The sequence below is a fragment of the Modestobacter sp. SYSU DS0657 genome, from assembly GCF_054050925.1.
This window is the reverse complement of sequence record NZ_JBJHAG010000004.1, coordinates 101,272-120,933: the sequence shown is the minus strand read 5'-3', so window position 1 is coordinate 120,933 and position 19,662 is coordinate 101,272. Positions and strand designations below refer to the sequence as shown.

Sequence of the window (19,662 nt, the reverse complement as noted above, 5' to 3'; positions counted from 1 at the left end):
GGGGAAAACGCAGGTCAGGAATGCAGCGGCCGCACCAGCGGGAACAGGATCGTCTCCCGGATGCCGAGTCCGGTGAGCGTCATCATCAGCCGGTCGATGCCCATGCCGACGCCCGCCGTGGGCGGCATGCCGTACTCGAGGGCCTCCAGGAAGTCCTCGTCGAGCACCATCGCCTCGGGGTCACCGGCCGCCGCCAGGAGCGCCTGCTGGGTGAACCGCTCGCGCTGGGCGACCGGGTCGACGAGCTCGGAGTAGCCGGTGCCCCGCTCGATGCCGCCGATGTAGAGGTCCCACTTCTCCGCCAGGCCGGGCTCCGACCGGTGCGCGCGGGTCAGGGGCGAGGTGTCCAGCGGGTAGTCGACGACGAAGGTCGGCGACTGCAGCGTGTCCTGAACCAGCGCCTCGAAGATCTCCTCGACGACCTTGCCGGGCAGCCAGGCCGGGTCGACGCCGACCTCGTGCCGCTCGGCGAGGGCGCGCAGGTGCTCCACCGGCGTCTGCGGGGTGACCTCCTCCCCCACCGCCTCGGATACCAGTCCGTAGAGCGGGCGCTGCGGCCACTCACCGGACAGGTCCAGTTCGGTGCCGTCGTGGTGCCGTGCGACATGGTCGCCGAACAGCGCCGCACAGCATTCCTGGATGAGCTCGCGGGTGATGCGGGCGCCGTCGGAGTAGTCGCCGTAGGCCGCGTAGAACTCCAGCATCGCGAACTCCGGGGAGTGCGAGGAGTCGGCGCCCTCGTTCCGGAAGTTCCGGTTGATCTCGAACACCCGGTCGAGGCCACCGACGATGCAGCGCTTGAGGAACAACTCCGGCGCGATGCGCAGGTAGAGGTCCAGGTCGAAGGCGTTCATGTGCGTCCGGAATGGACGCGCCGCCGCTCCGCCGTGCACGGTCTGCAGCATCGGCGTCTCGACCTCGAGAAAACCGCGCCCGGCGAGCCCGGAACGCAATGCGCTCATCACCGCGGCGCGCTCCTGCACGGTGCGCCGCGCCTCGTCCCGGACGATCAGGTCGACGTAGCGACGCCGGACCCGCAGCTCCTCGCTCATCGGCTTGTGCGCCACCGGCAGCGGGCGCAGCGCCTTGGCGGCCAGCTGCCAGGAGTCGGCGAAAACCGACAGCTCGCCACGCCGCGACGTCCCGATCTCACCGGTGACCAGCACGTGGTCGCCGAGGTCGACGTCGGCCTTCCAGGCGGCCAGGAGCTCCTCGCCGACCCGGTCGATCGACAGCATGACCTGCAGCTCGGTGTCGCCCTCGCGCAGCGTCGCGAAGCAGAGCTTGCCGGTGTTCCGGGAGAAGATCACCCGCCCGGTCACGCCGACCCGCGCACCGGTCATCGTGTCCGGCGGCAGGTCCGGGTGCTCGGCGCGCACGTCGGCCAGGCTCGCCGTCCGGGCCACCGTGACGGGGTAGGGGTCGATCCCGGCCTCGCGCAGCCGGTCCAGCTTGGCCCGCCGGACCCGCAGCTGCTCGGGGAGTTCGTCGTCGACGTTGCCGGGGGGTTCCTCGCTCACGGGGTCCCAGCCTACGGCGGGCACCGGTCAGCGCTCCGCGGTACCGCCCTGGTGGCGCTCGAAGGCCAGCCGCAGGCCCTGCACGGTGAGGTCCGGGTCACGCTCGGCGATGGACCGGCAGCTGTCGGCGACCAGCCGGTGCAGCCCTCCGGTGGCGACCACCACCGGCGCGGCGCCGAACCGGGCCACCAGCTCCCCCGCGATCCGGTCGACCAGTCCGTCGACGAGCCCGGCGAAACCCAGCACCAGGCCGGACTGCAGCGCGGCCACGGTGTTCTTCCCGATCGCCTGGGCGGGCACGGTCAGCTCCACCGAGCGGAGCTGCGCCGCCCGGGTGGCCAGCGCGTCCAGGCTCACCTCGACCCCGGGGGCCAGCGCGCCGCCGAGGAACTGCCCGCCCGGGCCGACGGCGTCGACGTTGGTGGAGGTGCCGAAGTCGACGACGACGACCGGCCGGCCGCTGCCGTCGGGCCGGCGGCCGTAGAGCTCGTGGGCGGCCAGGGCGGTGACCACCCGGTCGGCGCCCACCTCCCGCGGGTTGTCCACGTGCAGCGGCACGCCGGTGCGCACCCCCGGTCCGATCAGGGTGACCGGGACGGCGAGGGAGTCCAGCAGCTGGCGCAGCGCCGGCAGCAGCGCGGGCACCGTGGAGCAGGCGGCCACCCCGGTGACCTCCGTGTCGCGCAGCAGCCCCCGCCAGAGGAGCAGCAGCTCGTCGGCGGTGGCCCGCGACCGGGTGGTCACCCGCCAGCTCCCGACCCGCCGGTCGCCGTCGAAGGTGGCCAGCACGGTGTGGCTGTTGCCGACGTCCACGGTGAGCAGCACGGTCAGCCCCCGGCGCGCGGGTCCGGCGCCCGCAGGTCGAGGGCGAGGTCCAGGATCGGCGACGAGTGGGTCAGCGCCCCGACGGAGAGGAAGTCGACCCCGGTCGCGGCGACCTCCGCGGCCACGGCGAGGGTGAGCCCACCGGTGGCCTCCAGCTCGACCTCCCGGTCCCCCACCAGCGCGACCGCCTGCCGCAGCTGGTCGGGGGTCATGTTGTCCAGCAGCAGGAAGTCCGCACCCGCGGCCACCGCATCGGCGACCTGCTCCAGGGTGTCGCACTCGACCTGCACGGTGATCCGCGGCGCCCGCTCCCGCACCAGGGCGACGGCGGCGGCGACCGAACCGGCGGCGGCGACGTGGTTGTCCTTGACCATCGCGACGTCGTAGAGGCCCATCCGCTTGTTCGACCCGCCGCCGCAGCGCACCGCGTACTTCTCCAGCGGCCGCAGCCCCGGGGTGGTCTTGCGGGTGTCCAGCACGACCGCGCCGGTGCCGGCCACCGCGTCGACCCAGGCGCGGGTGGCGGTGGCGATGCCGCTGGCCCGGCTGGCGATGTTCAGCGCGCTGCGCTCGGCGGCCAGCAGCGCCCGCACCGGGCCGCGCACGGTGAGCAGCACGTCGCCGCGGCGCACCCGGTCCCCGTCCGCGGCCGAGGCGGTCAGGGTGGCGCCGGGGGCCAGCCGGGCGAACACCCGGGCGGCCAGCGGCACCCCGGCGACGACGCCGTCCGCGCGGGCCACCAGGTCCGCCGTCCCGAACTGGTCGCCGGGGACGGTGGCGGCGCTGGTGACGTCGTAGCCGACCGCGACGTCCGGCTGCCGGGGCAGCGGGGCGCCGCCGGTGAGGTCCTCGGTGAGCGTCCGCTCGACCAGCTCGTCGACCCACGCCGCGTCCAGGCCGGTGCCGGCCAGGTCCGTCGCGGCACGCAGCAGGTCATCGCTCACCACGTCATGCCTCGCTCCGCTCGGTGGCCCGCTCCGTTCCGGCCCCGCTCGCTGGGGTGCTCGCTCACCAGTCCACCTCCACCGGTGTGCCGACCGGGCGGCGGGTCACCGTGACCCCGCCGTCGGCGCCCAGGCGCACGTCCAGGTGCACCCGCCAGTCGTCGTGGGCGTCGGGGTGGTCCTCGCGCCAGTGGCAGCCACGGGTCTCCTCGCGGGCGGTGGCCGCGGCGGTGATCGCGGCGGCCACGGTGAACAGGTCGGTGGTCTCCCAGCCGGGCACGCCCGGGTCGACGCCGTCGCCGGCCCGCGCGGCCAGGGCGGTGATCCGCTCGCCGGCGGCGGCCAGACCGGCGCCGCTGCGCAGCGCGCCCACGTGCGCGGACATGGCCGCGGTCAGCGCGCTCCGCGCGTCGGCGTCCAGCAGGCCCACCGGGCGGGGGTCGGCCCCGGCCGGGGTGCCGGGCACGGGCAGCTCGCGGGCCAGCGCCTCGCCGATCCGGCCGGCGAAGACCAGCCCCTCCAGCAACGAGTTGGACGCCAGCCGGTTCGCGCCGTGCACGCCGGTGCAGGCGGCCTCTCCGCAGGCGTACAGCCCGGGCACCGTCGTCCGCCCGGCCAGGTCGGTGACCAGGCCACCGGAGGCGTAGTGCGCCGCGGGGGTCACCGGCACCAGTTCGGTGACCGGGTCGATGCCGTGCGCCCGGCAGCTGGCCACGATCGTCGGGAAGCGGGCCGCCAGGCCGGGGACGCGCCGGGCGTCGAGCCAGACGTGGTCGACGCCGTCGCGCAGCTGCACCCGGGTGATCGCCTTGGCCACGACGTCGCGGGGCGCCAGCTCGGCGAGCTCGTGCACGCCGACCAGGAACCGCTCCCCCGCGCCGTCGCGCAGCACCGCACCCTCGCCGCGCAGCGCCTCGGAGACCAGCGGCTGCTGCCCGCGCGCGCCGGCACCGAGGTACAGGGCGGTGGGGTGGAACTGGACGAACTCGAGGTCGGTGGCGACGGCTCCGGCGCGCAGGCCCAGGGCCACGCCGTCGCCGGTGGAGACCGAGGGGTTGGTGGTCGAGGCGTAGACCTGCCCCATGCCGCCGGTGGCGAGCACGACGGCCCGGGCGCGGACCGCGCCGACGCCGTCGGCGCTGCCCTCACCCAGCACGTGCAGGGTCACCCCGCAGGCGCGCCCGGTGGCGTCGGTGACCAGGTCGAGCACCATGGCGTGCTCGACCAGGGTGATGCCGGGGTCGGCGGCGACGGCCTGCACCAGCGACCGCTGCACCTCCGCACCGGTGGCGTCGCCGCCGGCGTGCACGATCCGGTCGGTCGAGTGCCCGCCCTCGCGGGTGAGAAGCAGCCGGCCGGCTGGGTCGCGGTCGAACGCCGCACCCCAGCTGATCAGCTGGTGCAGCCGCTGGGGACCCTCGGCGACCAGCGCCTGGACCGCGGCCGGCTCGCACAGCCCCACGCCGGCCACCTCGGTGTCCCGGGCGTGCGCGGCGGGGGTGTCGGCCGGGTCGAGCACGGCGGCGATCCCGCCCTGCGCCCAGCGGGTCGAGCCGTCGTCGACCTCGACCTTGGTGACCACGGCGACCGACAGCCCGGCGGCGCGGGCGTGCAGCGCGACGCACAGCCCGGCGACCCCGGAGCCGACGACGCAGACGTCGGCGGTCAGCGCCCAGCCGGGGGCCGGCGCCGACAACCGCAACGGCAGCCGCGTGCGGGCCGCCGCTGCCGCAGAAATGGCCATTTCTGCGGCAGCGGTCACCGGACGGGGACGCCGCGGTCGCTGCGCTGCTGGTCGGGGGCGCCGGGCACCGGGGCGGACGGGTCGGCGCCGAGCTCGACGACACGGTTGGCGCCGTCGACGTGCACGACCTTCGGCAGGTACGACTTGGCCTCGGTCTCGTCCATCAGGCCGTAGCTGATCAGGATGACCAGGTCGCCGGGGTGCACCAGGTGCGCGGCGGCGCCGTTGATGCCGATCACGCCGGAGCCGCGCTCGCCGGGAATCACGTAGGTCTCCAGCCGGGCGCCGTTGGTGACGTCGACGATCGCCACCTGCTCACCGGGCAGCAGGTCCGCGGCGTCGAGCAGGTCCTCGTCGATGGTCACCGAGCCGACGTAGTGCAGGTCCGCCTGGGTCACCGTGGCCCGGTGGATCTTGCTCTTGAGCATCGTGCGCATCATCAGCGGTACCCCAGTTCCACAGCTGTGTTGTCGATCAGGCGGGTGGTGCCGGCGCGGGCGGCGACCAGCAGCCGCGCGGGTCCGGCGACGGGCGACGGTCCCAGATCTGGATCGGTCAGCTCCAGGTAGTCCTGGAGCAGGTCGGGGGCCGCGTCGAGCACCGCGCGGGCGGCGGCCAGGACGGCGGCGGCGCCCTGCGCCCCGGCGGTGGCCCCGGCGCGCAGTGCTGCGGACAACGCCGCGGCCGCCTGCCGCTGTTCCACGTCGAGGTACCGGTTGCGGGAGGACAGCGCCAGGCCGTCGGCCTCCCGGACGGTGGGCACGCCGACGACCTCGACACCCAGCGCGAGCTCGCGGGCCATCGCGCGGATCAGCGTGAGCTGCTGGTAGTCCTTCTCCCCGAACACGGCGACGTCCGGGCGGGCCAGGCCGAACAGCTTCGCCACGACGGTGAGCACGCCGGCGAAGTGCCCGGGGCGGACGGCGCCCTCCAGCACCGAACCGAGCGGCCCGGGATGCACGGTGACGCCCACCGAGCCGGGCGGGTAGACCTCCTCGACCGGCGGGTGGAAGACGACGTCGGCCCCCTCCTCCGCGAGCGCGGCGAGGTCGGCGTCCCAGGTGCGCGGGTAGCGGTCGAAGTCCTCGCCGGGCCCGAACTGGGTCGGGTTGACGAACACCGAGACCACGACGCTGCCACCGTGCTCTCGCGCGGCCCGCACCAGCGTGCGGTGGCCCTCGTGCAGCGCGCCCATCGTGGGCACCAGGACGACGGGGCCGGGCAGGGCGGCGCGGAGCGTGCGCAGTTCGGCGGTGGTCGCGACGACGGCCGGGCGCGTGGTCACGGTCATCGGCGGAAGGACCCCCTTCTCCCCTCCGCTCGCACGCTCGCGAGCGGACCCGGAAGGAGGCCGACCAGCGGTCATCGAGCTACGCCGTTCTGCCGCGCCCCGTCGAGCAGCTCCAGCAGCGGGTCGGCCTCGTGCCGCTTCAGCCGGCCGGCGGCCAGCGCCCGCTCGGTGGTGCGCCGGGCGAGCGCCACGTAGGCACCGACCGAGTCCGGCGCCCGCTCGGTGAGGGTGTCCAGGTGGTCGCGGACGGTGCCGACGTCGCCCCGGCTGACCGGTCCGGTGAGCCCGCGGTCACCGCGGCGCAGGCCGTTGTCCAGGGCGGCGGTGAGCAGCGGGCCCAGCACCCGCGCGGGGGCGTCCACGCCGGCGGTGCGCAGCAGGTCGGCGGCCTCGGCGACCAGGGTGACCAGGTGGTTGGCGCCGGTGACCAGCGCCGCGTGGTACAGCCGCCGGTCGGCCTCGGCGACCCAGAACGGCTCGCCCCCCATCTCCAGCACCAGCATCTCGGCCACGGCCCGGTGCTCGGGCCGGCTGGTCACCCCGAACGGGCTCGCGGTCAGCCGCTGGGCGTCCTCGGGCCCGCCGGAGAAGGTCATCGCCGGGTGCAGGGCCAGCGGCAGGACGCCGGCCCGCTCGGCCGGCTCCAGCGCGGCCAGGCCGTGCGCGCCGGAGGTGTGGAAGAGCAGCTGGCCACGGCGCCAGACGCCGGTCTCCGCCAGGCCGGCGACCAGCCCGGCCAGCGTGTCGTCGGGGACCGCGAGCACCACCAGGTCGCTGCCGGCGACGACCTCGTCGGCGGGGCGCAGCGGCACCCCGGGCAGCAGGCGGGCGGCGCGCTCACGGGTGGCGGCGGACAGCCCGGAGGCGGCGACCACGTCGTGGCCGGCGGCGGCGAGCGCGGCACCGAGCACGGCGCCCACCCGGCCGGCGCCGATGACGCCGACGCGGAGACGGGCGGGGGCCTCGGCGGCCGGGGCGAGCCCGGCGGCGGGCAGGTCGTGGGGCAGGTCAGCGGGCGCGGGATCTCCCGCGCGGGAGGGACGGATCGGCATCCCGGGTGCACCCTCTCGTTCCAGTCCCTGGCGGGTACCGGACTCAGGTCGCGTCGTCCCACGTCGTCGTGGGCCGGAGTCGTGCTGTGCGGTCGTGCTGTGCGGTCGTGCTGGGCACCCCGCCCGCTGCAACCGCCCGGAGGCGTGTCACGCAGGTGACGTGCGGCATCGAGTCTGTCACCGTCCCGGCGCCGGGCAACGGCCGACCGCTGTGTCCTGGCTCACCCGGGTGAGTCCACGCGGTCACCGGGCGCTGGATACGTTGAGGCGCGCGCCGGCAGCGGAGCCGGCGCCGGAGCGGGAGGAGCACGGTGAGCAGCTTCGAGGGACGCACCGCACTGGTCACCGGGGCGAGCCGGGGCATCGGCCTCGCCATCGCCCGGGCACTGGTCGACCGGGGCGCCCGGGTGGTGGTCACCGCCCGCAGGCCGGAGGCGCTCGCCGAGGCGGTCGAGGCCCTGGGCGGGCCGGAGAAGGCGGTGGCCGTCGCGGGGAACGTCGCGGACGCCGAGCACCGCGCCGCCGCCGTCCGCGCCGCGATCGACACCTTCGGCAGCCTGGACGTGCTGGTCGGCAACGTGGGCATCAACCCGGTCTACGGCCCGCTGATGGACGCGCCGCTGGACGCCGTCCGCAAGATCCTGGACACCAACGTCGTGGCCAGCCTCGGCCTGGTGCAGGAGGCCTGGCGGGCGTGGCTGTCCGAGCACGGCGGCTCGGTGCTGATCGTGGCGTCGGTGGCCGGGCTGAAGTCCAGCGAGGGCATCGCCGCCTACGGGGTCAGCAAGGCCGCGCTGGTCAACCTGACCACCCAGCTGGCCGTGGAGCTCGGGCCCACCGTGCGGGTCAACGCCGTCGCGCCGGCGGTGGTGAAGACCCGGTTCGCCGAGGCGCTGTTCACCGGGCGCGAGGAGCAGGTCGCCGCGCAGTACCCGGTGGGCCGGCTCGGCGCGCCCGAGGACGTCGGCGCAGCCGCCGCCTACCTGCTCTCGGACGAGGCCGGCTGGGTCACCGGGCAGACCCTGGTGCTCGACGGCGGCGCCCTCTCCCGCGGCCCGATCGGCTGAGGAGGGACCTCGTCCCGGGGCGCCCGGCTACTCGCCGCGGAGCACCCGGGCCAGGACGTCGTCCCCGCTGCCGTCCTCGTCGCGGTAGCGGCGCCGACGGCGACCGCTCGGCGCCGGCACACCGCTCTCGGCGAGGATCTGCTCCAGCCGGGCGTGCCCCTGCGGCTCCGGGGCGGACCGGGGTGCCGGGGCGTCCCCGGACGTCGCCGGCTGCTCGTGCGCCCTGCGAGCGGGCTCTCCCCCATCCCACCGGGACCCTGCCGGGCCGGTGGACCAGGAGCTCGCCGGCTCCCCGGCCGGTTCGGCGGCGGCCCAGCTGGAGCCGGTGAGCGTGCCGGTGCCGTAGGGCTCGCTCGTCCAGGAGCCCGGCCCGGCGTCGCCCGGCGCCTCCGCCGGGCCGGTCGGCCGGTCGGGGCGCCCCGGCTCGACGGTCCGTCCGTGCCGGCCGGCGGCCGGGGCGTCGTCGTCGGGTTCGGCGGCCCGGCGGTGCCGCCGGGGTGCAGGCTCGGCGGCCGGCTGGTCGACCAGGGAGTTCGCGCGGAGCCACTCCCGCGGCGAGGGCGGGGGCTCGACGGCACGGGCCGCCGGGCGCGGGGTGGGCACCGCCGTGGGCGCCGGCGTGGGCGCCGGCGTGGGCACCGGCGTGGGCACCGGCGTGGGCGCCGGCGTGGGCGCCGGCGTGGGCACCGGCGTGGGCACCGGCGTGGGCACCGGCGTGGGCAGGGCTTCGGGCATCGGCCGCTGGACCGGCTCGGCATCGACCGCCGTCAGGAACCCGGTGTCCCACCCGGACGAGGTCGGCCAGCCGGACGACTCGCCGTCCGTGCCGCGCTGCTCGGGCAGCGCGGCGGCCGGCCCGCGCACCGACTGGGCGCGCATGACCATCCGCTCGACCAGCAGTTCGCCGGAGAGCTGCTCGGTGAGCTCCGCGCGCATGCGGCCGAGGTCCGTCCGCAGCTCGCCCAGGGCAGCCAGTTCGCCGTGCAGCTGACCGAGACCGCTCAGCTCCTGGCGCAGCGAGCCGAGCGCGGCGACCTCCGAGCGCAGCTGGTCCAGCGCGGTCAGGTCCTCCCGGAGCCGGCTGACCGATGCGAGCTCCTCCCGCACCTGCGCCAGGCCGGCCAGCTCGCCACGGAGCTGGGCCAGCTCGGCGCGCATGGCCTGCTCGGCCTCCCGCCGCAGCCGGCCCTCCAGCTCCGCCTCGTACTCGTGCCGCGCCGCGACCTCCCGGGCCAGCTCCAGCTCGTAGGAGTGCCGCAGCTCCGCCTCCCGGTCCGCCGCCTCCCGGTCACCCGGCTCGGGGACGCCGCCGCGACCACCGAGCAGCAGGCCGGCGGCGACCACCGCCCAGCAGACCGCGAGCAGCAGCACGCGCAGGTGCACCGGGTCGTCGGTGAGCACGACCGCCACGGTGACCAGCACCGCCAGGCCGACGCCGGCGCTTCCCCGGAGAGCGCGTCCCCGGGACCGGGTGCGGTTCACGACCGGCTCGTCGAGCGCGGGCAGCGGGCGGGCCGCAGCGGCGGTCGACCCCGCGCGGGCAGGGCCCGGACGGGACGGCGGTGGGACCGGCGGACGCCCCGCGGGGACAGGCCGCCCGGGCGCGCTGTCGTCCCGGCGACCTCCCATGCGCCCACCATAAGGCCACCGAACGGCGTCAGGCGGTCACGGCGCGGCGTCGGCGTGGGATGCGGTGGCAGGCTGGGCGGATGACGCTGAGCCTGCTGGACTGGCGGCGCCGGGTGGCCGCCCTCTACGCGGCGGCCCGCACCGCCGCGGACCCCGAGGAGGCCTGGCGGGGCTGGCGGGCCGGCCGCGACGCACTCCTCGCCGAGCACCCCGACTCTCCCCTGCCAACGGGCGCCCGACCGGGCTTTCCCGGGCTCCCGTTCGCCGGCTACGACCCGGCGCTGCGCTTCGACGTCCGGGTGGACACCGACGTCGAGCCGGTGCGGCTCGGGGTGGCCACCACCGACGACGGTGGGGTGGTGCTGCGCCGGGTCGGGCGGGTGACCCTCGGCGACGTCGGCCGGCTGGACCTGTGGTGGCTGGCCGGGTACGGCGGCGGGCTGTTCCTGCCGCTGCGCGACGGCAGCGCCGGCGGCTCGACCTACGGCGGCGGCCGGTACCTGCTGGACACGGTGAAGGGCGCCGACCTCGGTGGGGACGACGGGCGGCTGGTGGTCGACCTCAACTTCGCCTACCACCCGTCGTGCGCCTACGACCCGGCGTGGACCTGCCCGCTGGCGCCGGAGGGCAACCGGGTCGACGTCGCCGTCGCCGCCGGGGAGCAGTTGCCCCCCGGCGGCTGGTACTGAGGTGACGTACTGGAACGGCCAGCCTTCAGGGTCCCGCGCCGAACGTGCGAGGCGTGGGGGGAAGGGTGGTCCTTCTACTGGGCGAGGGCCCCGTCGGAGCTGAAGACCAGGCCGATCGACACCTCGCCCTGCTGGATGGCGGCCTTGGTCAGCGGGCCACCGGCGTCCAGCTCGCGGAAGCCGGCGAACTCGAGCCCGTAGGTCTCCTCCAGGCCGGGCTGGCACTGCGGCCGGGTCGGGCACTCGGTCGGGCCGCCGAGCACCAGCGAGCCGTCGCCGCAGGCGTCGGCCAGTTCCGACAGGGTGGAGACGCCGAGCTCGTCGGCGAAGGCCTGGGTGACGGCGAAGGCGTTCTGGTCGGCGGCCTCGGAGGGCTCGCCGAACACCAGCCCGGCCTCGTCGGCCAACGGCCGCAGCGCCTCGAGCGTGGCCTCGACGTCACCCGAGGCGACCTGGGTCTGGTCGTCGCCCTCGAGCCACTCGGTGACGGTGGCCAGGTACTCCGGGAAGGCCTGGATCTCCCCGCGCTGCAGGGCGGGGAGGTACAGCTCCCGGTTGCCCACCACCTGCACCGAGGCGTCGAAGCCCGCCGCGTCGAGCACGTCGGCGTAGACGTTGGCCAGCACCGTGGACTCGGTGAAGTTGGCCGCACCCACGGTGATCGGGCCGTTGCCCTGCTCCAGCCCCTCGGCCACGCTGCCGTGCTCGTCGACCCAGCCCTGGGCGACGTCCTCGGCGCTCTGCCGCTGCACGTCGACCGCGGCGTTCATCTCCACCAGGTCGTCGGTGGTCAGCTCCGCCGAGACGGCGTCCAGCGCCGGGAGCAGCGCCGGGTTGGCCGCGGCGGCCTCCGCGTTGACCGCCGGGATGATGTTGTCGGCGTTCTGCAGCTCCTGGTCGTCCTCGAGCACGACCAGCTGGTCGCCGGGCACCGGCGCGCAGGCGTCGCCCCGGCCGAGCCACCGGCCTGCGAGCCGCCGCCGGTGCCGGACGAGCCGGACTCACCGCAAGCGGCCGTGGCCAGCACCGCGGCGGCTGCCGCGGTGACGGCGAGATGGGTGAACGAACGGGGACGCGTGCGCATCGGCTCCGCCTTCTGTGTCCCGTGGCGCCCCCTGGTGGACGGCCACGCGTGTCTGGCGGGAAGAACCCGCAGCGCACAACCCAACTCGCCGGGGACCGGCACCGCAACCGCGCGGGTGACCCGTTGCCGTTCCGTGACCCGCGGTCAGAGGGGGGAGGTCGCCGGCGCCTGGCGGCGCAGCCGGAGCCGGGTCCACGGCAGCTGCCGCTCCCCGGGGGTCAGCGCCCAGCTCAGCGCCGCGAGCAGCACCTCGGTGAGCACCGCCAGGGCGGCCACGAGCAGCGCCCCGGCCAGCACGGTGCCGTAGTCCTGCTGGCCGAACCCCAGGTTGATGATCCGGCCCAGCCCGCCCCCGGCGACCAGCGCGGCCAGCGTCGCCGTGGCGACCACCTGGACCGCGGCCGTGCGCACCCCGGTCATCAGCAGCGGGGTGGCGAGCGGCAGCTCGGCCCGCAGCAGCACCTGCCGCTCGCTCATCCCCATCGCCCGGGACGCCTCCACCACGTCCCGGTCGACGCCGCGGAAGCCGACGTAGGTGTTGGTCAGCACCGGGGGGAACGCGAAGACGGCGAGCGCGATGGTGGTCGCCGTCGGTCCGAAGCCGATGGGGGTGACGGCGAAGATCGTGAGCAGCGCCAGGGTCGGCACCGCGCGGCTGACGTTGGACAGCGCGACGGTGAACCCGCCGCCCCGGCCGGTGTGCCCCAGCAGCGCGCCCAGCGGCACGGCCAGCAGGACCGCCGCGAGCACCGCGACGCCGGAGATCCGCAGGTGTTCGACCAGCAGGTCCAGGATGCCGCTCGGCCGCGTCCAGTTGTAGGGGTCGTTGAGGTACTGCAGGGCCTCCTGCCAGAGGTTCACGCCGCGGCCTGCCGGGCCCAGGGCGTGAGCAGCCGTTCGGCCACCACCAGCAGCAGGTCGGCGAAGAGCGCCAGCAGCACGCAGCCCACCGCGCCGGTGACGATCTCCGCCCGGTAGAAGTTCGCGTTGAAGCCGCCGACGATCAGCTGCCCCAGCCCCCCGTGCCCCACGATGACCCCGACGGTGGCCAGCGCGACGGTGGAGACGGTGGCGACCCGCAGCCCGGCGACGAACGAGGGCAGCGCCAGCGGCAGCTCCACCTGCCAGAACAGCCGCGCCGGCCCGTAACCCATGCCCTGGGCGGCCTCCCGCACGTCCGGCGGCACCGACCGGAGGCCGGCGAGGAAGTTCCGGACCAGGATGACCAGCGAGTACAGCACCAGCCCGACGAGCACGGTGGTCGCCGTCAGCCCGGTGACCGGCGCGATGAAGGCGAACATCGCCAACGACGGGATCGTGTAGATCAGCGTGGACAGGCCCAGCACCGGGCCGGCCAGCCACCGGCTGCGCCGGGCCAGCAGCGCCAGCGGCAGCGCGATCACCGCCCCCAGCAGCACGGCGGCGACGGTCAGCCTGACGTGCTCGCCCGCCAGGTCCACAATGGTGTCCCAGTTCCGGGTCACGTAGGAGGGGTCGAACCAGGGGTTCGGCGCCGCTTCGACCGCGAGCACGAGATCGCTCGCCGCGCTCACCACCGGGCGCCTGCCAGGAAGGCCACCTCGTGGACGCTACTGCCCAGTCCGGATCTCCCGCAGGATCCGCAGCCGAGGAGATCCGGCTCGACGGCGTCGGCAAGCGCTACCCCGACGGCACCGTCGGGGTGCGGGAGCTGGACCTGACCTTCGCCGCGGGCGAGCTCAGCGTGCTGGTCGGCCCCTCCGGCTGCGGGAAGACCACCACGATGAAGATGATCAACCGGATCATCGAGCCGACCAGCGGGCGGATCCTGCTCGGCGACGACGACGTCACCTCCGTGGACCCGGTGCAGCTGCGCCGGCGGATCGGCTACGTCATCCAGAACGTCGGCCTCTTCCCGCACCAGACCGTGCGGCGCAACGTCGCGACCGTCCCGCGGCTGCTCGGCTGGGACAAGCGCCGGACCCGCGACCGGGTGGATGAGCTGCTGGAGCTGGTCGGGCTGGACACGGCCACCTTCGGGGACCGGTACCCCCACCAGCTCTCCGGCGGGCAGCGCCAGCGGGCCGGGGTGGCCCGGGCGCTGGCCGCCGACCCCGGCGTCCTGCTGATGGACGAGCCCTTCTCCGCCGTCGACCCGATCGTGCGGGAGCGCCTGCAGACGGAGTTCCTCCGGCTGCAGCAGGCGGTCCGCAAGACCATCGTCTTCGTCACCCACGACATCGAGGAGGCCGTCCGGCTGGGCGACCGGATCGCGGTGATGAGCGAGGGGGGCATCGTCGAGCAGTTCGCCCCGCCGGCGGAGCTGCTCGGCGCCCCCGCCACCCCGTTCGTCGCCGACTTCGTGGGCGCCGACCGCGGGCTCAAGCGGCTGGCGGTCACCGGGATCGACCTCCGGGACCTGGAGCAGCCCCCGGTGGTGCACGTCGACGACGGGCTGGCCGACGCCCGGGCGGCGCTGGCGCACGCCGGGGCCCGCTGGGCCGTCGTGCTGGACGACGCGCAGCGGCTGCACGGCTGGATCTCCGCCGAGCGCGCCGCCGGGGTGGGCACGGTCCGCGGCGCGGCGCGGCGGATGGAGGCCTGGGTGCCGGTCGACGCCACGCTGAAGACCGCGTTCGCCACGATGCTGCAGCTGGAGGCCGGCTGGGTGGCGGTGCTGGACGGCGACCGGTTCTGCGGGGTGCTGACCCCCGAGTCGCTGCACGCGGCGCTGCGCCGCTCGGTGGAGGGCAGAGCGCCCGAGGTGGCCGGGGCCGCCCGGGTCTGAGAAAGGACCCCGTCCTCCTCACCCCTCGCACGCTCGGGACGAGCCTCTGGACGGGGCCACCTGGCCGACCGATCCACTACGCGCGGGCGCCGCCGGGGGTGCCCTCGTCGTCGCGGTCGGGCGGGATCCGGCAGACGTGCTCCAGCCACAGTGCGGCGGCGACCAGCCCGGCCCCGAGGACCACGCCGATCGCTCCGGTGACCGAGTCGCCCGCGGCGGCGCGCAGCTGCCCGAGCGCCGGCAGCGTGTGCAGCAGCAGCCCGCCCCAGACCCCGGCGAAGACCGCACCGACGTAGGCGCTGGCCTGGGCGAGCACCGCGAGCCGGGCGACCAGCAGGGGCTCCACCGGGCGGGCCGACCCGTTCGGTGACGGCCGGCGCTCCCGCTGCGCGCTCAGCCGGGCCCGCAGCGTGCGCGCGCCGAACGCCTCCGCGACCGCGAGCACCCCGAGCGGGAGCGGCAGCCACCAGGACAGGGCGGGCAGCGAGCCGTAGGCGACCCGCACCACCAGCCAGGACGCCACGGCGAGGCCGAGGGCGAGGACCAGCAGGTCACGCCGGCGTACCGGGCTCACGCCAGCTGCTCCCAGCGGACCACCGCGTCGACGTCGTCGGCCGGCAGCGCGGCGAGCAGGTCGGCCACCGCCCCGTGGCCGGGCAGCTGGGCACCGGGGTCCAGCGCCAGCCACGGCACCAGCACGAACGCCCGCTCGTGCGCCCGGGGGTGCGGCAGCGTCAGCTCCGGGTCGTCGGAGAGCACCGGGGTGCCGTCGTCGGCGGTCACCGTGACCACGTCGACGTCCAGCGTGCGGGCGCCCCAGCGCACCTCCCGGGTGCGGCCCGCCGCCTGCTCCAGCTCGGCGGCCAGCGCCAGCCAGCCGGCGGCGTCCCGGTCGCCCCGCACGACGGCGATCGCGTTCAGGTACGGCGGCTGCTCGACCGGCCCCCACGGCGGCGTCTCGTACAGCACCGATCGGGCCACCAGCCCCTGCCCGGCGAGCGACTCCGTGGCGCGGCGCAGCGTGCCCGCGCGGTCACCCAGGTTGGCTCCCAGCGACAGGACGGCGCGGCTCATTCGCGCTCGCGCCGGATCGCGACCGTGACGTCGTCGGCGGGGACGCCGAGGTCGGCCTGCGGCTTGTGCACGGTGATCTCCACGGCCTGCACGATCCCGTACCCGAGGCAGAGGTCGGCCAGCCGCTGGGCGAGGGTTTCCAGCAGGTCGACCGGCTCGCCGACGAGGAGCGCGTGCAGCCGCTGGGAGAGCTCCGCGTAGTTGACCGTCCGGGTGAGGTCGTCGATCGCCGCCGCCGGGGCGGTGTCCAGCTCCAGCACGGCGTCCACCCGGAACGTCTGCCCGCGTTCGCGCTCCTCGGGGTACACCCCGTGGAAGCCGTGCCCGGTCAGCCCGTGCACGGTGATCCGGTCGGGACTGGCCCCGTCCAGAGGCTCGCCGCGAGCTTGCGAGGGGTGAGGGGGACGGGGTCCTTCATCAGCCATGGTGCGTCCCTCCGCTCCGGGCGGTCTGCACGGCCGCCACCGTCCTGATCGCATCCAGCGACTGCACCGGGTCGTGCACCCGCACGCCCCACGCGCCGGCCTGCGCGGCCAGCACGGTGATCGCCGTCGTCGCCGCCTCCCGGCCCTCGACCGGCCGGACGGTGCCGTCCGGGCCGGCCAGCAGCCGGCCCAGGAACGTCTTGCGCGAGGCGCCCACCAGCAGCGGCAGCCCGAGGGTGACCAGCCGGTCCGTCCCGGCGAGCAGCGCCCAGTTGTGCTCGGCGTTCTTCGCGAAACCCAGTCCGGGGTCCAGCACCAGCTGCGCGGGGTCGACGCCGGCCGCCACGACGTCCTCCACCCGGGCGGTCAGCTCGGCGGCGACCTCGGTGACGACGTCGCCGTAGCGGGCCGCCGCGTGCATCTCCCGGCTGTGCCCCCGCCAGTGCATGAGCACCCACGGGACCCCGGTGTCGGCGACCAGCCGGGCCATGCCGGCGTCGGCCAGCCCCCCGCTGACGTCGTTGACCAGCACGGCACCGGCGTCCAGGGCCGCCTCGGCGACCTCCGCGCGCGTGGTGTCCACGCTCACCCGCACACCGGCGCCGGCCAGCTCGCGGACCACCGGCACGACCCGGCGGCACTCCTCCTCGGCGTCGACGCGGTCGGCGCCGGGCCGGGTCGACTCACCGCCCACGTCGACGTAGTCGGCGCCGGCGGCGTGCATCCGCAGGCCGTGCGCGATCGCGGCGTCCTGGTCGGCGAACGTGCCGCCGTCGGAGAAGGAGTCCGGCGTGACGTTGAGGACGCCCATCACCACGCACCGGCCGGGACGCGGCAGTGCGAGGTTCACCGCTGCAGGATGAGGCTCATCGCCTCACTGCGCGTGGCCGCGCTGTCCCGGAAGACCCCGCGCACGGCAGAGGTCATCGTCGACGACCCCGGCTTGCGGATGCCGCGCATCGACATGCACAGGTGCTCGGCCTGGATCACCACGATCACGCCCTGCGGCTTGAGCACGTCGTGCAGCGCGTCGGCGACCTGGCGGGTGAGCCGTTCCTGCACCTGGGGTCGGCGGGCGTAGACGTCGACCAGCCGGGCCAGCTTGGACAGCCCGGTCACCCGGCCGTCGGAGCCGGGGATGTAGCCGACGTGCGCGACCCCGTGGAAGGGCACCAGGTGGTGCTCGCAGGTCGAGTACATGGGGATGTCCTTGACCAGCACCATCTCGTCGTGGTCCTCGGCGAACGTCGTGGCCAGGACGTCGTAGGGATCCTGGTCGAGGCCCGCGAACACCTCGGCGTACGCCCGGGCCACCCGCGCCGGGGTGTCGACCAGGCCGGGCCGGTCCGGGTCCTCGCCGATGGCGAGCAGCAGCTCCCGGACGGCGGCCTCGGCCCGGGCGGAGTCGATCCGGCCCGGGCGCAGGTCGCCGACGACGTCGCCGGTGACCCGGTCCTGCCCGACGCCGTCGACCTCGCGCCCGCCCCCGGTCTGCCGGACGCTCACCGGCCCTGCGCCGGGGCGCCCACGTCCCCGACCGGGTTCGGGTTGCCCTGCGTCGAGCTGCCGTTGACGTGCCCGTTCTGCGCCGCGGCCTGCTCGGCGGGGGTGAGCACCGGACCGCGCTGGGACGGCGTCCGCTTGCCGAAGCCGTTGTACGGGGCCAGCGAGGGCCGCTTGGCGACCCCGGCGCAGATCCGCGCCATGTCCTCGCGGGAGAGGGTCTCCTTCTCGATCAGCTCGAGCACCAGCTGGTCGAGGGTGTCCCGGTACTCGACCAGGATCTCCCACGCCTCGTCGTGCGCGGCCTCGATGAGCGCCCGCACCTCGCCGTCGATGTCGGCGGCGACCGCGTCGGAGTAGTCCGGCCGCGAGCCCATGTCCCGGCCGAGGAACGGCTCGGAGTCGGTGCTGCCGTACTTGACCGCGCCGAGCTTGGCGCTCATGCCGTACTGGGTGACCATCGAACGGGCCATCGCGGTGGCCTTCTCGATGTCGTTGCCGGCACCGGTGGTGGGCTCGTGGAAGACCAGCTCCTCGGCGGCCCGGCCACCCAGCGCGTAGGCCAGGGTGTCGATCATCTCCGAGCGGGTCTGGGTGTACTTGTCCTCGGTCGGCAGCACCAGGGTGTGCCCCAGCGAGCGCCCGCGCGGCAGGATCGTCACCTTGTGCACGGGGTCGGTGTTCGGCAGCGCGTGCGCCACCAGGGCGTGGCCGCCCTCGTGGTACGCGGTGACCTTCTTCTCCTTCTCGCTCATCGCCCGGGTCTTGCGCTCGGGGCCGGCGATGACCCGGTCGATCGCCTCCTCGAGGGCGGCGTCGGTGATCACCGTGCCGTCGTGCCGGGCGGTGAGCAGCGCGGCCTCGTTGAGCACGTTGGCCAGGTCGGCGCCGGTGAAGCCGGGGGTGCGGCGGGCGACGGTCTCCAGGTCGACGTCGTCGGCCAGCGGCTTGCCGGTGGCGTGCACCTTGAGCACCGCGACGCGGCCGGCCAGGTCCGGGCGGTCGACGGCGATCTGCCGGTCGAAGCGGCCCGGGCGCAGCAGCGCGGGGTCCAGGACGTCCGGTCGGTTCGTGGCGGCGATCATGATGACCCCGCCCTTGACGTCGAAGCCGTCCATCTCCACCAGCATCTGGTTGAGGGTCTGCTCGCGCTCGTCGTGCCCGCCACCCATGCCCGCGCCGCGCTGCCGCCCGACGGCGTCGATCTCGTCGACGAAGATGATCGCCGGGGCGTTCTCCTTCGCCTGGGTGAACAGGTCGCGGACCCGGCTGGCGCCGACGCCGACGAACATCTCGACGAAGTCCGAGCCGGAGATCGAGTAGAACGGGACCCCGGCCTCGCCGGCGACCGCGCGGGCCAGCAGCGTCTTGCCGGTACCGGGCGGCCCGAACAGCAGCACGCCCTTGGGGATCTTGGCGCCGATCGCCTGGAACTTCACCGGGTTCTGCAGGAACTCCTTGATCTCGTGCAGCTCCTCGATCGCCTCGTCGGCGCCGGCGACGTCGGCGAACGTCGTCTTCGGGGTGTCCTTGCTGACGACCTTGGCCTTGGACTTGCCGAAGGCCATCACTCCCCGGCCGCCGCCCTGCATGGAGTTGAACAGCCAGAACAGCAGCAGCAGCAGGATCAGGAAGGGCAGGAAGCTGACCAGCAGGCTGGTGAGCAGGCTGGTCTGGGTGACGGTGGTGTCGAACTCGTCGTCGGCGTCCCGCAGCAGGCCGACGAGGTCCTCCTCGAGCGCCACCGGGTAGGAGGCGCTGACCTGCTGGCTCCCCTCCACCGGGTTCTCGAGGTCGAGGTCGACCGTCTGCTCGGTGGTGTTGATCGTCGCGGAGGTGACGTTCCCGGTCTCGATCTGGGCGAGCGCGGTCGACGTCGAGACCTCGTCGTAGCCGTCGTTGCCCCGGAAGAAGCTGGAGCCGATGAAGGCCAGCGCGACGACCACGAGGACCCAGAACCAGACCGAGCGGAAGATCTTCTTACGTTCCATACACCGATGCCGGGCCACCCGGGACGTACCCGGCCCGCCCGTCGACCCTCCTGATCG

Annotated in this window: 20 protein-coding genes; 3 read left to right on the top strand and 17 right to left on the bottom strand. The window is 75.3% G+C overall.

The features are described from left to right. Positions 1-14 precede the first annotated feature (14 nt). The 7 genes from lysS to ACI79A_RS04610 all read right to left on the bottom strand — a co-directional run bounded on the left by lysS (position 15) and on the right by ACI79A_RS04610 (position 7,376). Entirely contained in the window at positions 15-1,520 is a 1,506-nt protein-coding gene (lysS, locus tag ACI79A_RS04640; RefSeq protein WP_457080413.1) for a lysine--tRNA ligase, read from the bottom strand. 27 nt (positions 1,521-1,547) lie between these two features. Beyond that, a complete protein-coding gene (locus ACI79A_RS04635; protein ID WP_457080411.1) occupies positions 1,548-2,345 on the bottom strand; it encodes a type III pantothenate kinase in 798 nt (265 codons plus the stop codon). Positions 2,346-2,347: 2 nt separating this feature from the next. Continuing rightward, entirely contained in the window at positions 2,348-3,289 is a 942-nt protein-coding gene (gene nadC, locus ACI79A_RS04630) for a carboxylating nicotinate-nucleotide diphosphorylase (RefSeq protein WP_457080409.1), read from the bottom strand. 64 nt (positions 3,290-3,353) lie between these two features. After that, positions 3,354-5,033 carry an L-aspartate oxidase gene (locus ACI79A_RS04625; protein ID WP_457080407.1) on the bottom strand — a complete coding sequence of 560 codons (1,680 nt, stop codon included), beginning with the start codon at positions 5,031-5,033 and terminating at the stop codon, positions 3,354-3,356. Positions 5,034-5,047: 14 nt separating this feature from the next. Beyond that, positions 5,048-5,461 carry an aspartate 1-decarboxylase gene (gene panD / locus ACI79A_RS04620; protein ID WP_457080405.1) on the bottom strand — a complete coding sequence of 138 codons (414 nt, stop codon included), beginning with the start codon at positions 5,459-5,461 and terminating at the stop codon, positions 5,048-5,050. Positions 5,462-5,472: 11 nt separating this feature from the next. After that, complete coding sequence (gene panC / locus ACI79A_RS04615; RefSeq protein WP_457080403.1) at positions 5,473-6,324, bottom strand: pantoate--beta-alanine ligase; 852 nt, start codon at positions 6,322-6,324, stop codon at positions 5,473-5,475. Positions 6,325-6,395: 71 nt separating this feature from the next. Next, entirely contained in the window at positions 6,396-7,376 is a 981-nt protein-coding gene (locus tag ACI79A_RS04610) for a Rossmann-like and DUF2520 domain-containing protein (protein ID WP_457080401.1), read from the bottom strand. 311 nt (positions 7,377-7,687) lie between these two features. On the opposite strand from ACI79A_RS04610, the gene ACI79A_RS04605 reads away from it, so the two are divergent. After that, on the top strand, positions 7,688-8,443 hold the full coding sequence (locus tag ACI79A_RS04605) for an SDR family oxidoreductase (protein WP_457080399.1): 756 nt from the start codon (positions 7,688-7,690) through the stop codon (positions 8,441-8,443). 27 nt (positions 8,444-8,470) lie between these two features. Here the strand turns inward: ACI79A_RS04605 and ACI79A_RS04600 are convergent, their stop codons facing one another. Continuing rightward, positions 8,471-9,925 carry a DUF6779 domain-containing protein gene (locus ACI79A_RS04600; protein ID WP_457080397.1) on the bottom strand — a complete coding sequence of 485 codons (1,455 nt, stop codon included), beginning with the start codon at positions 9,923-9,925 and terminating at the stop codon, positions 8,471-8,473. Positions 9,926-10,152: 227 nt separating this feature from the next. Here ACI79A_RS04600 and ACI79A_RS04595 point away from each other — a divergent pair, with 227 nt between their 5' ends. Then, positions 10,153-10,761, top strand: coding sequence for a DUF1684 domain-containing protein (locus ACI79A_RS04595; RefSeq protein WP_457080395.1), 609 nt, complete (start codon positions 10,153-10,155; stop codon positions 10,759-10,761). 74 nt (positions 10,762-10,835) lie between these two features. Here ACI79A_RS04595 and ACI79A_RS04590 read toward each other — a convergent pair whose 3' ends face one another. The 3 genes from ACI79A_RS04590 to ACI79A_RS04580 form a co-directional block, all read right to left on the bottom strand. Then, entirely contained in the window at positions 10,836-11,693 is an 858-nt protein-coding gene (locus ACI79A_RS04590) for a glycine betaine ABC transporter substrate-binding protein (protein ID WP_457080393.1), read from the bottom strand. Positions 11,694-11,989: 296 nt separating this feature from the next. Beyond that, positions 11,990-12,706 carry an ABC transporter permease gene (locus tag ACI79A_RS04585; protein ID WP_457080391.1) on the bottom strand — a complete coding sequence of 239 codons (717 nt, stop codon included), beginning with the start codon at positions 12,704-12,706 and terminating at the stop codon, positions 11,990-11,992. After that, positions 12,703-13,398, bottom strand: coding sequence for an ABC transporter permease (locus ACI79A_RS04580; RefSeq protein WP_457080389.1), 696 nt, complete (start codon positions 13,396-13,398; stop codon positions 12,703-12,705). Before ACI79A_RS04580 ends, ACI79A_RS04585 begins: the two co-directional genes overlap by 4 nt. A gap of 29 nt (positions 13,399-13,427) precedes the next feature. Between ACI79A_RS04580 and ACI79A_RS04575 the strand changes: the two genes are divergently transcribed. After that, a complete protein-coding gene (locus tag ACI79A_RS04575) occupies positions 13,428-14,612 on the top strand; it encodes an ABC transporter ATP-binding protein (protein ID WP_457080387.1) in 1,185 nt (394 codons plus the stop codon). 76 nt (positions 14,613-14,688) lie between these two features. Here ACI79A_RS04575 and ACI79A_RS04570 read toward each other — a convergent pair whose 3' ends face one another. The 6 genes from ACI79A_RS04570 to ftsH form a co-directional block, all read right to left on the bottom strand. After that, entirely contained in the window at positions 14,689-15,186 is a 498-nt protein-coding gene (locus ACI79A_RS04570) for a DUF3180 domain-containing protein (protein WP_457080384.1), read from the bottom strand. After that, positions 15,183-15,686 carry a 2-amino-4-hydroxy-6-hydroxymethyldihydropteridine diphosphokinase gene (gene folK / locus ACI79A_RS04565; RefSeq protein ID WP_457080382.1) on the bottom strand — a complete coding sequence of 168 codons (504 nt, stop codon included), beginning with the start codon at positions 15,684-15,686 and terminating at the stop codon, positions 15,183-15,185. Before folK ends, ACI79A_RS04570 begins: the two co-directional genes overlap by 4 nt. After that, positions 15,683-16,027, bottom strand: a complete 345-nt coding sequence (gene folB, locus ACI79A_RS04560) for a dihydroneopterin aldolase (RefSeq protein WP_457080380.1) — start codon at positions 16,025-16,027, stop codon at positions 15,683-15,685. Before folB ends, folK begins: the two co-directional genes overlap by 4 nt. A 76-nt stretch (positions 16,028-16,103) precedes the next feature. Continuing rightward, positions 16,104-16,961 (bottom strand): dihydropteroate synthase, encoded by an 858-nt coding sequence (gene folP, locus ACI79A_RS04555; protein ID WP_457080378.1) that lies wholly within the window; start codon positions 16,959-16,961, stop codon positions 16,104-16,106. Then, entirely contained in the window at positions 16,958-17,617 is a 660-nt protein-coding gene (gene folE / locus ACI79A_RS04550; RefSeq protein WP_457080376.1) for a GTP cyclohydrolase I FolE, read from the bottom strand. The genes folP and folE overlap by 4 nt, the downstream gene beginning before the upstream one ends. Next, positions 17,614-19,605 carry an ATP-dependent zinc metalloprotease FtsH gene (gene ftsH, locus ACI79A_RS04545; RefSeq protein ID WP_457080374.1) on the bottom strand — a complete coding sequence of 664 codons (1,992 nt, stop codon included), beginning with the start codon at positions 19,603-19,605 and terminating at the stop codon, positions 17,614-17,616. The genes folE and ftsH overlap by 4 nt, the downstream gene beginning before the upstream one ends. Positions 19,606-19,662 lie beyond the last annotated feature (57 nt).

What these genes read in the sequence shown, in the direction of transcription:
- ACI79A_RS04625 (WP_457080407.1), bottom strand. Translation starts at nt 5,033, where the DNA reads ATGGCCATTTCTGCGGCAGCGGCGGCCCGCACGCGGCTGCCGTTGCGG.
- panD (WP_457080405.1), bottom strand. Translation starts at nt 5,461, where the DNA reads ATGCTCAAGAGCAAGATCCACCGGGCCACGGTGACCCAGGCGGACCTG.
- panC (WP_457080403.1), bottom strand. Translation starts at nt 6,324, where the DNA reads ATGACCGTGACCACGCGCCCGGCCGTCGTCGCGACCACCGCCGAACTG.
- ACI79A_RS04610 (WP_457080401.1), bottom strand. Translation starts at nt 7,376, where the DNA reads ATGCCGATCCGTCCCTCCCGCGCGGGAGATCCCGCGCCCGCTGACCTG.
- ACI79A_RS04595 (WP_457080395.1), top strand. Translation starts at nt 10,153, where the DNA reads ATGACGCTGAGCCTGCTGGACTGGCGGCGCCGGGTGGCCGCCCTCTAC.
- folK (WP_457080382.1), bottom strand. Translation starts at nt 15,686, where the DNA reads ATGAGCCGCGCCGTCCTGTCGCTGGGAGCCAACCTGGGTGACCGCGCG.
- ftsH (WP_457080374.1), bottom strand. Translation starts at nt 19,605, where the DNA reads ATGGAACGTAAGAAGATCTTCCGCTCGGTCTGGTTCTGGGTCCTCGTG.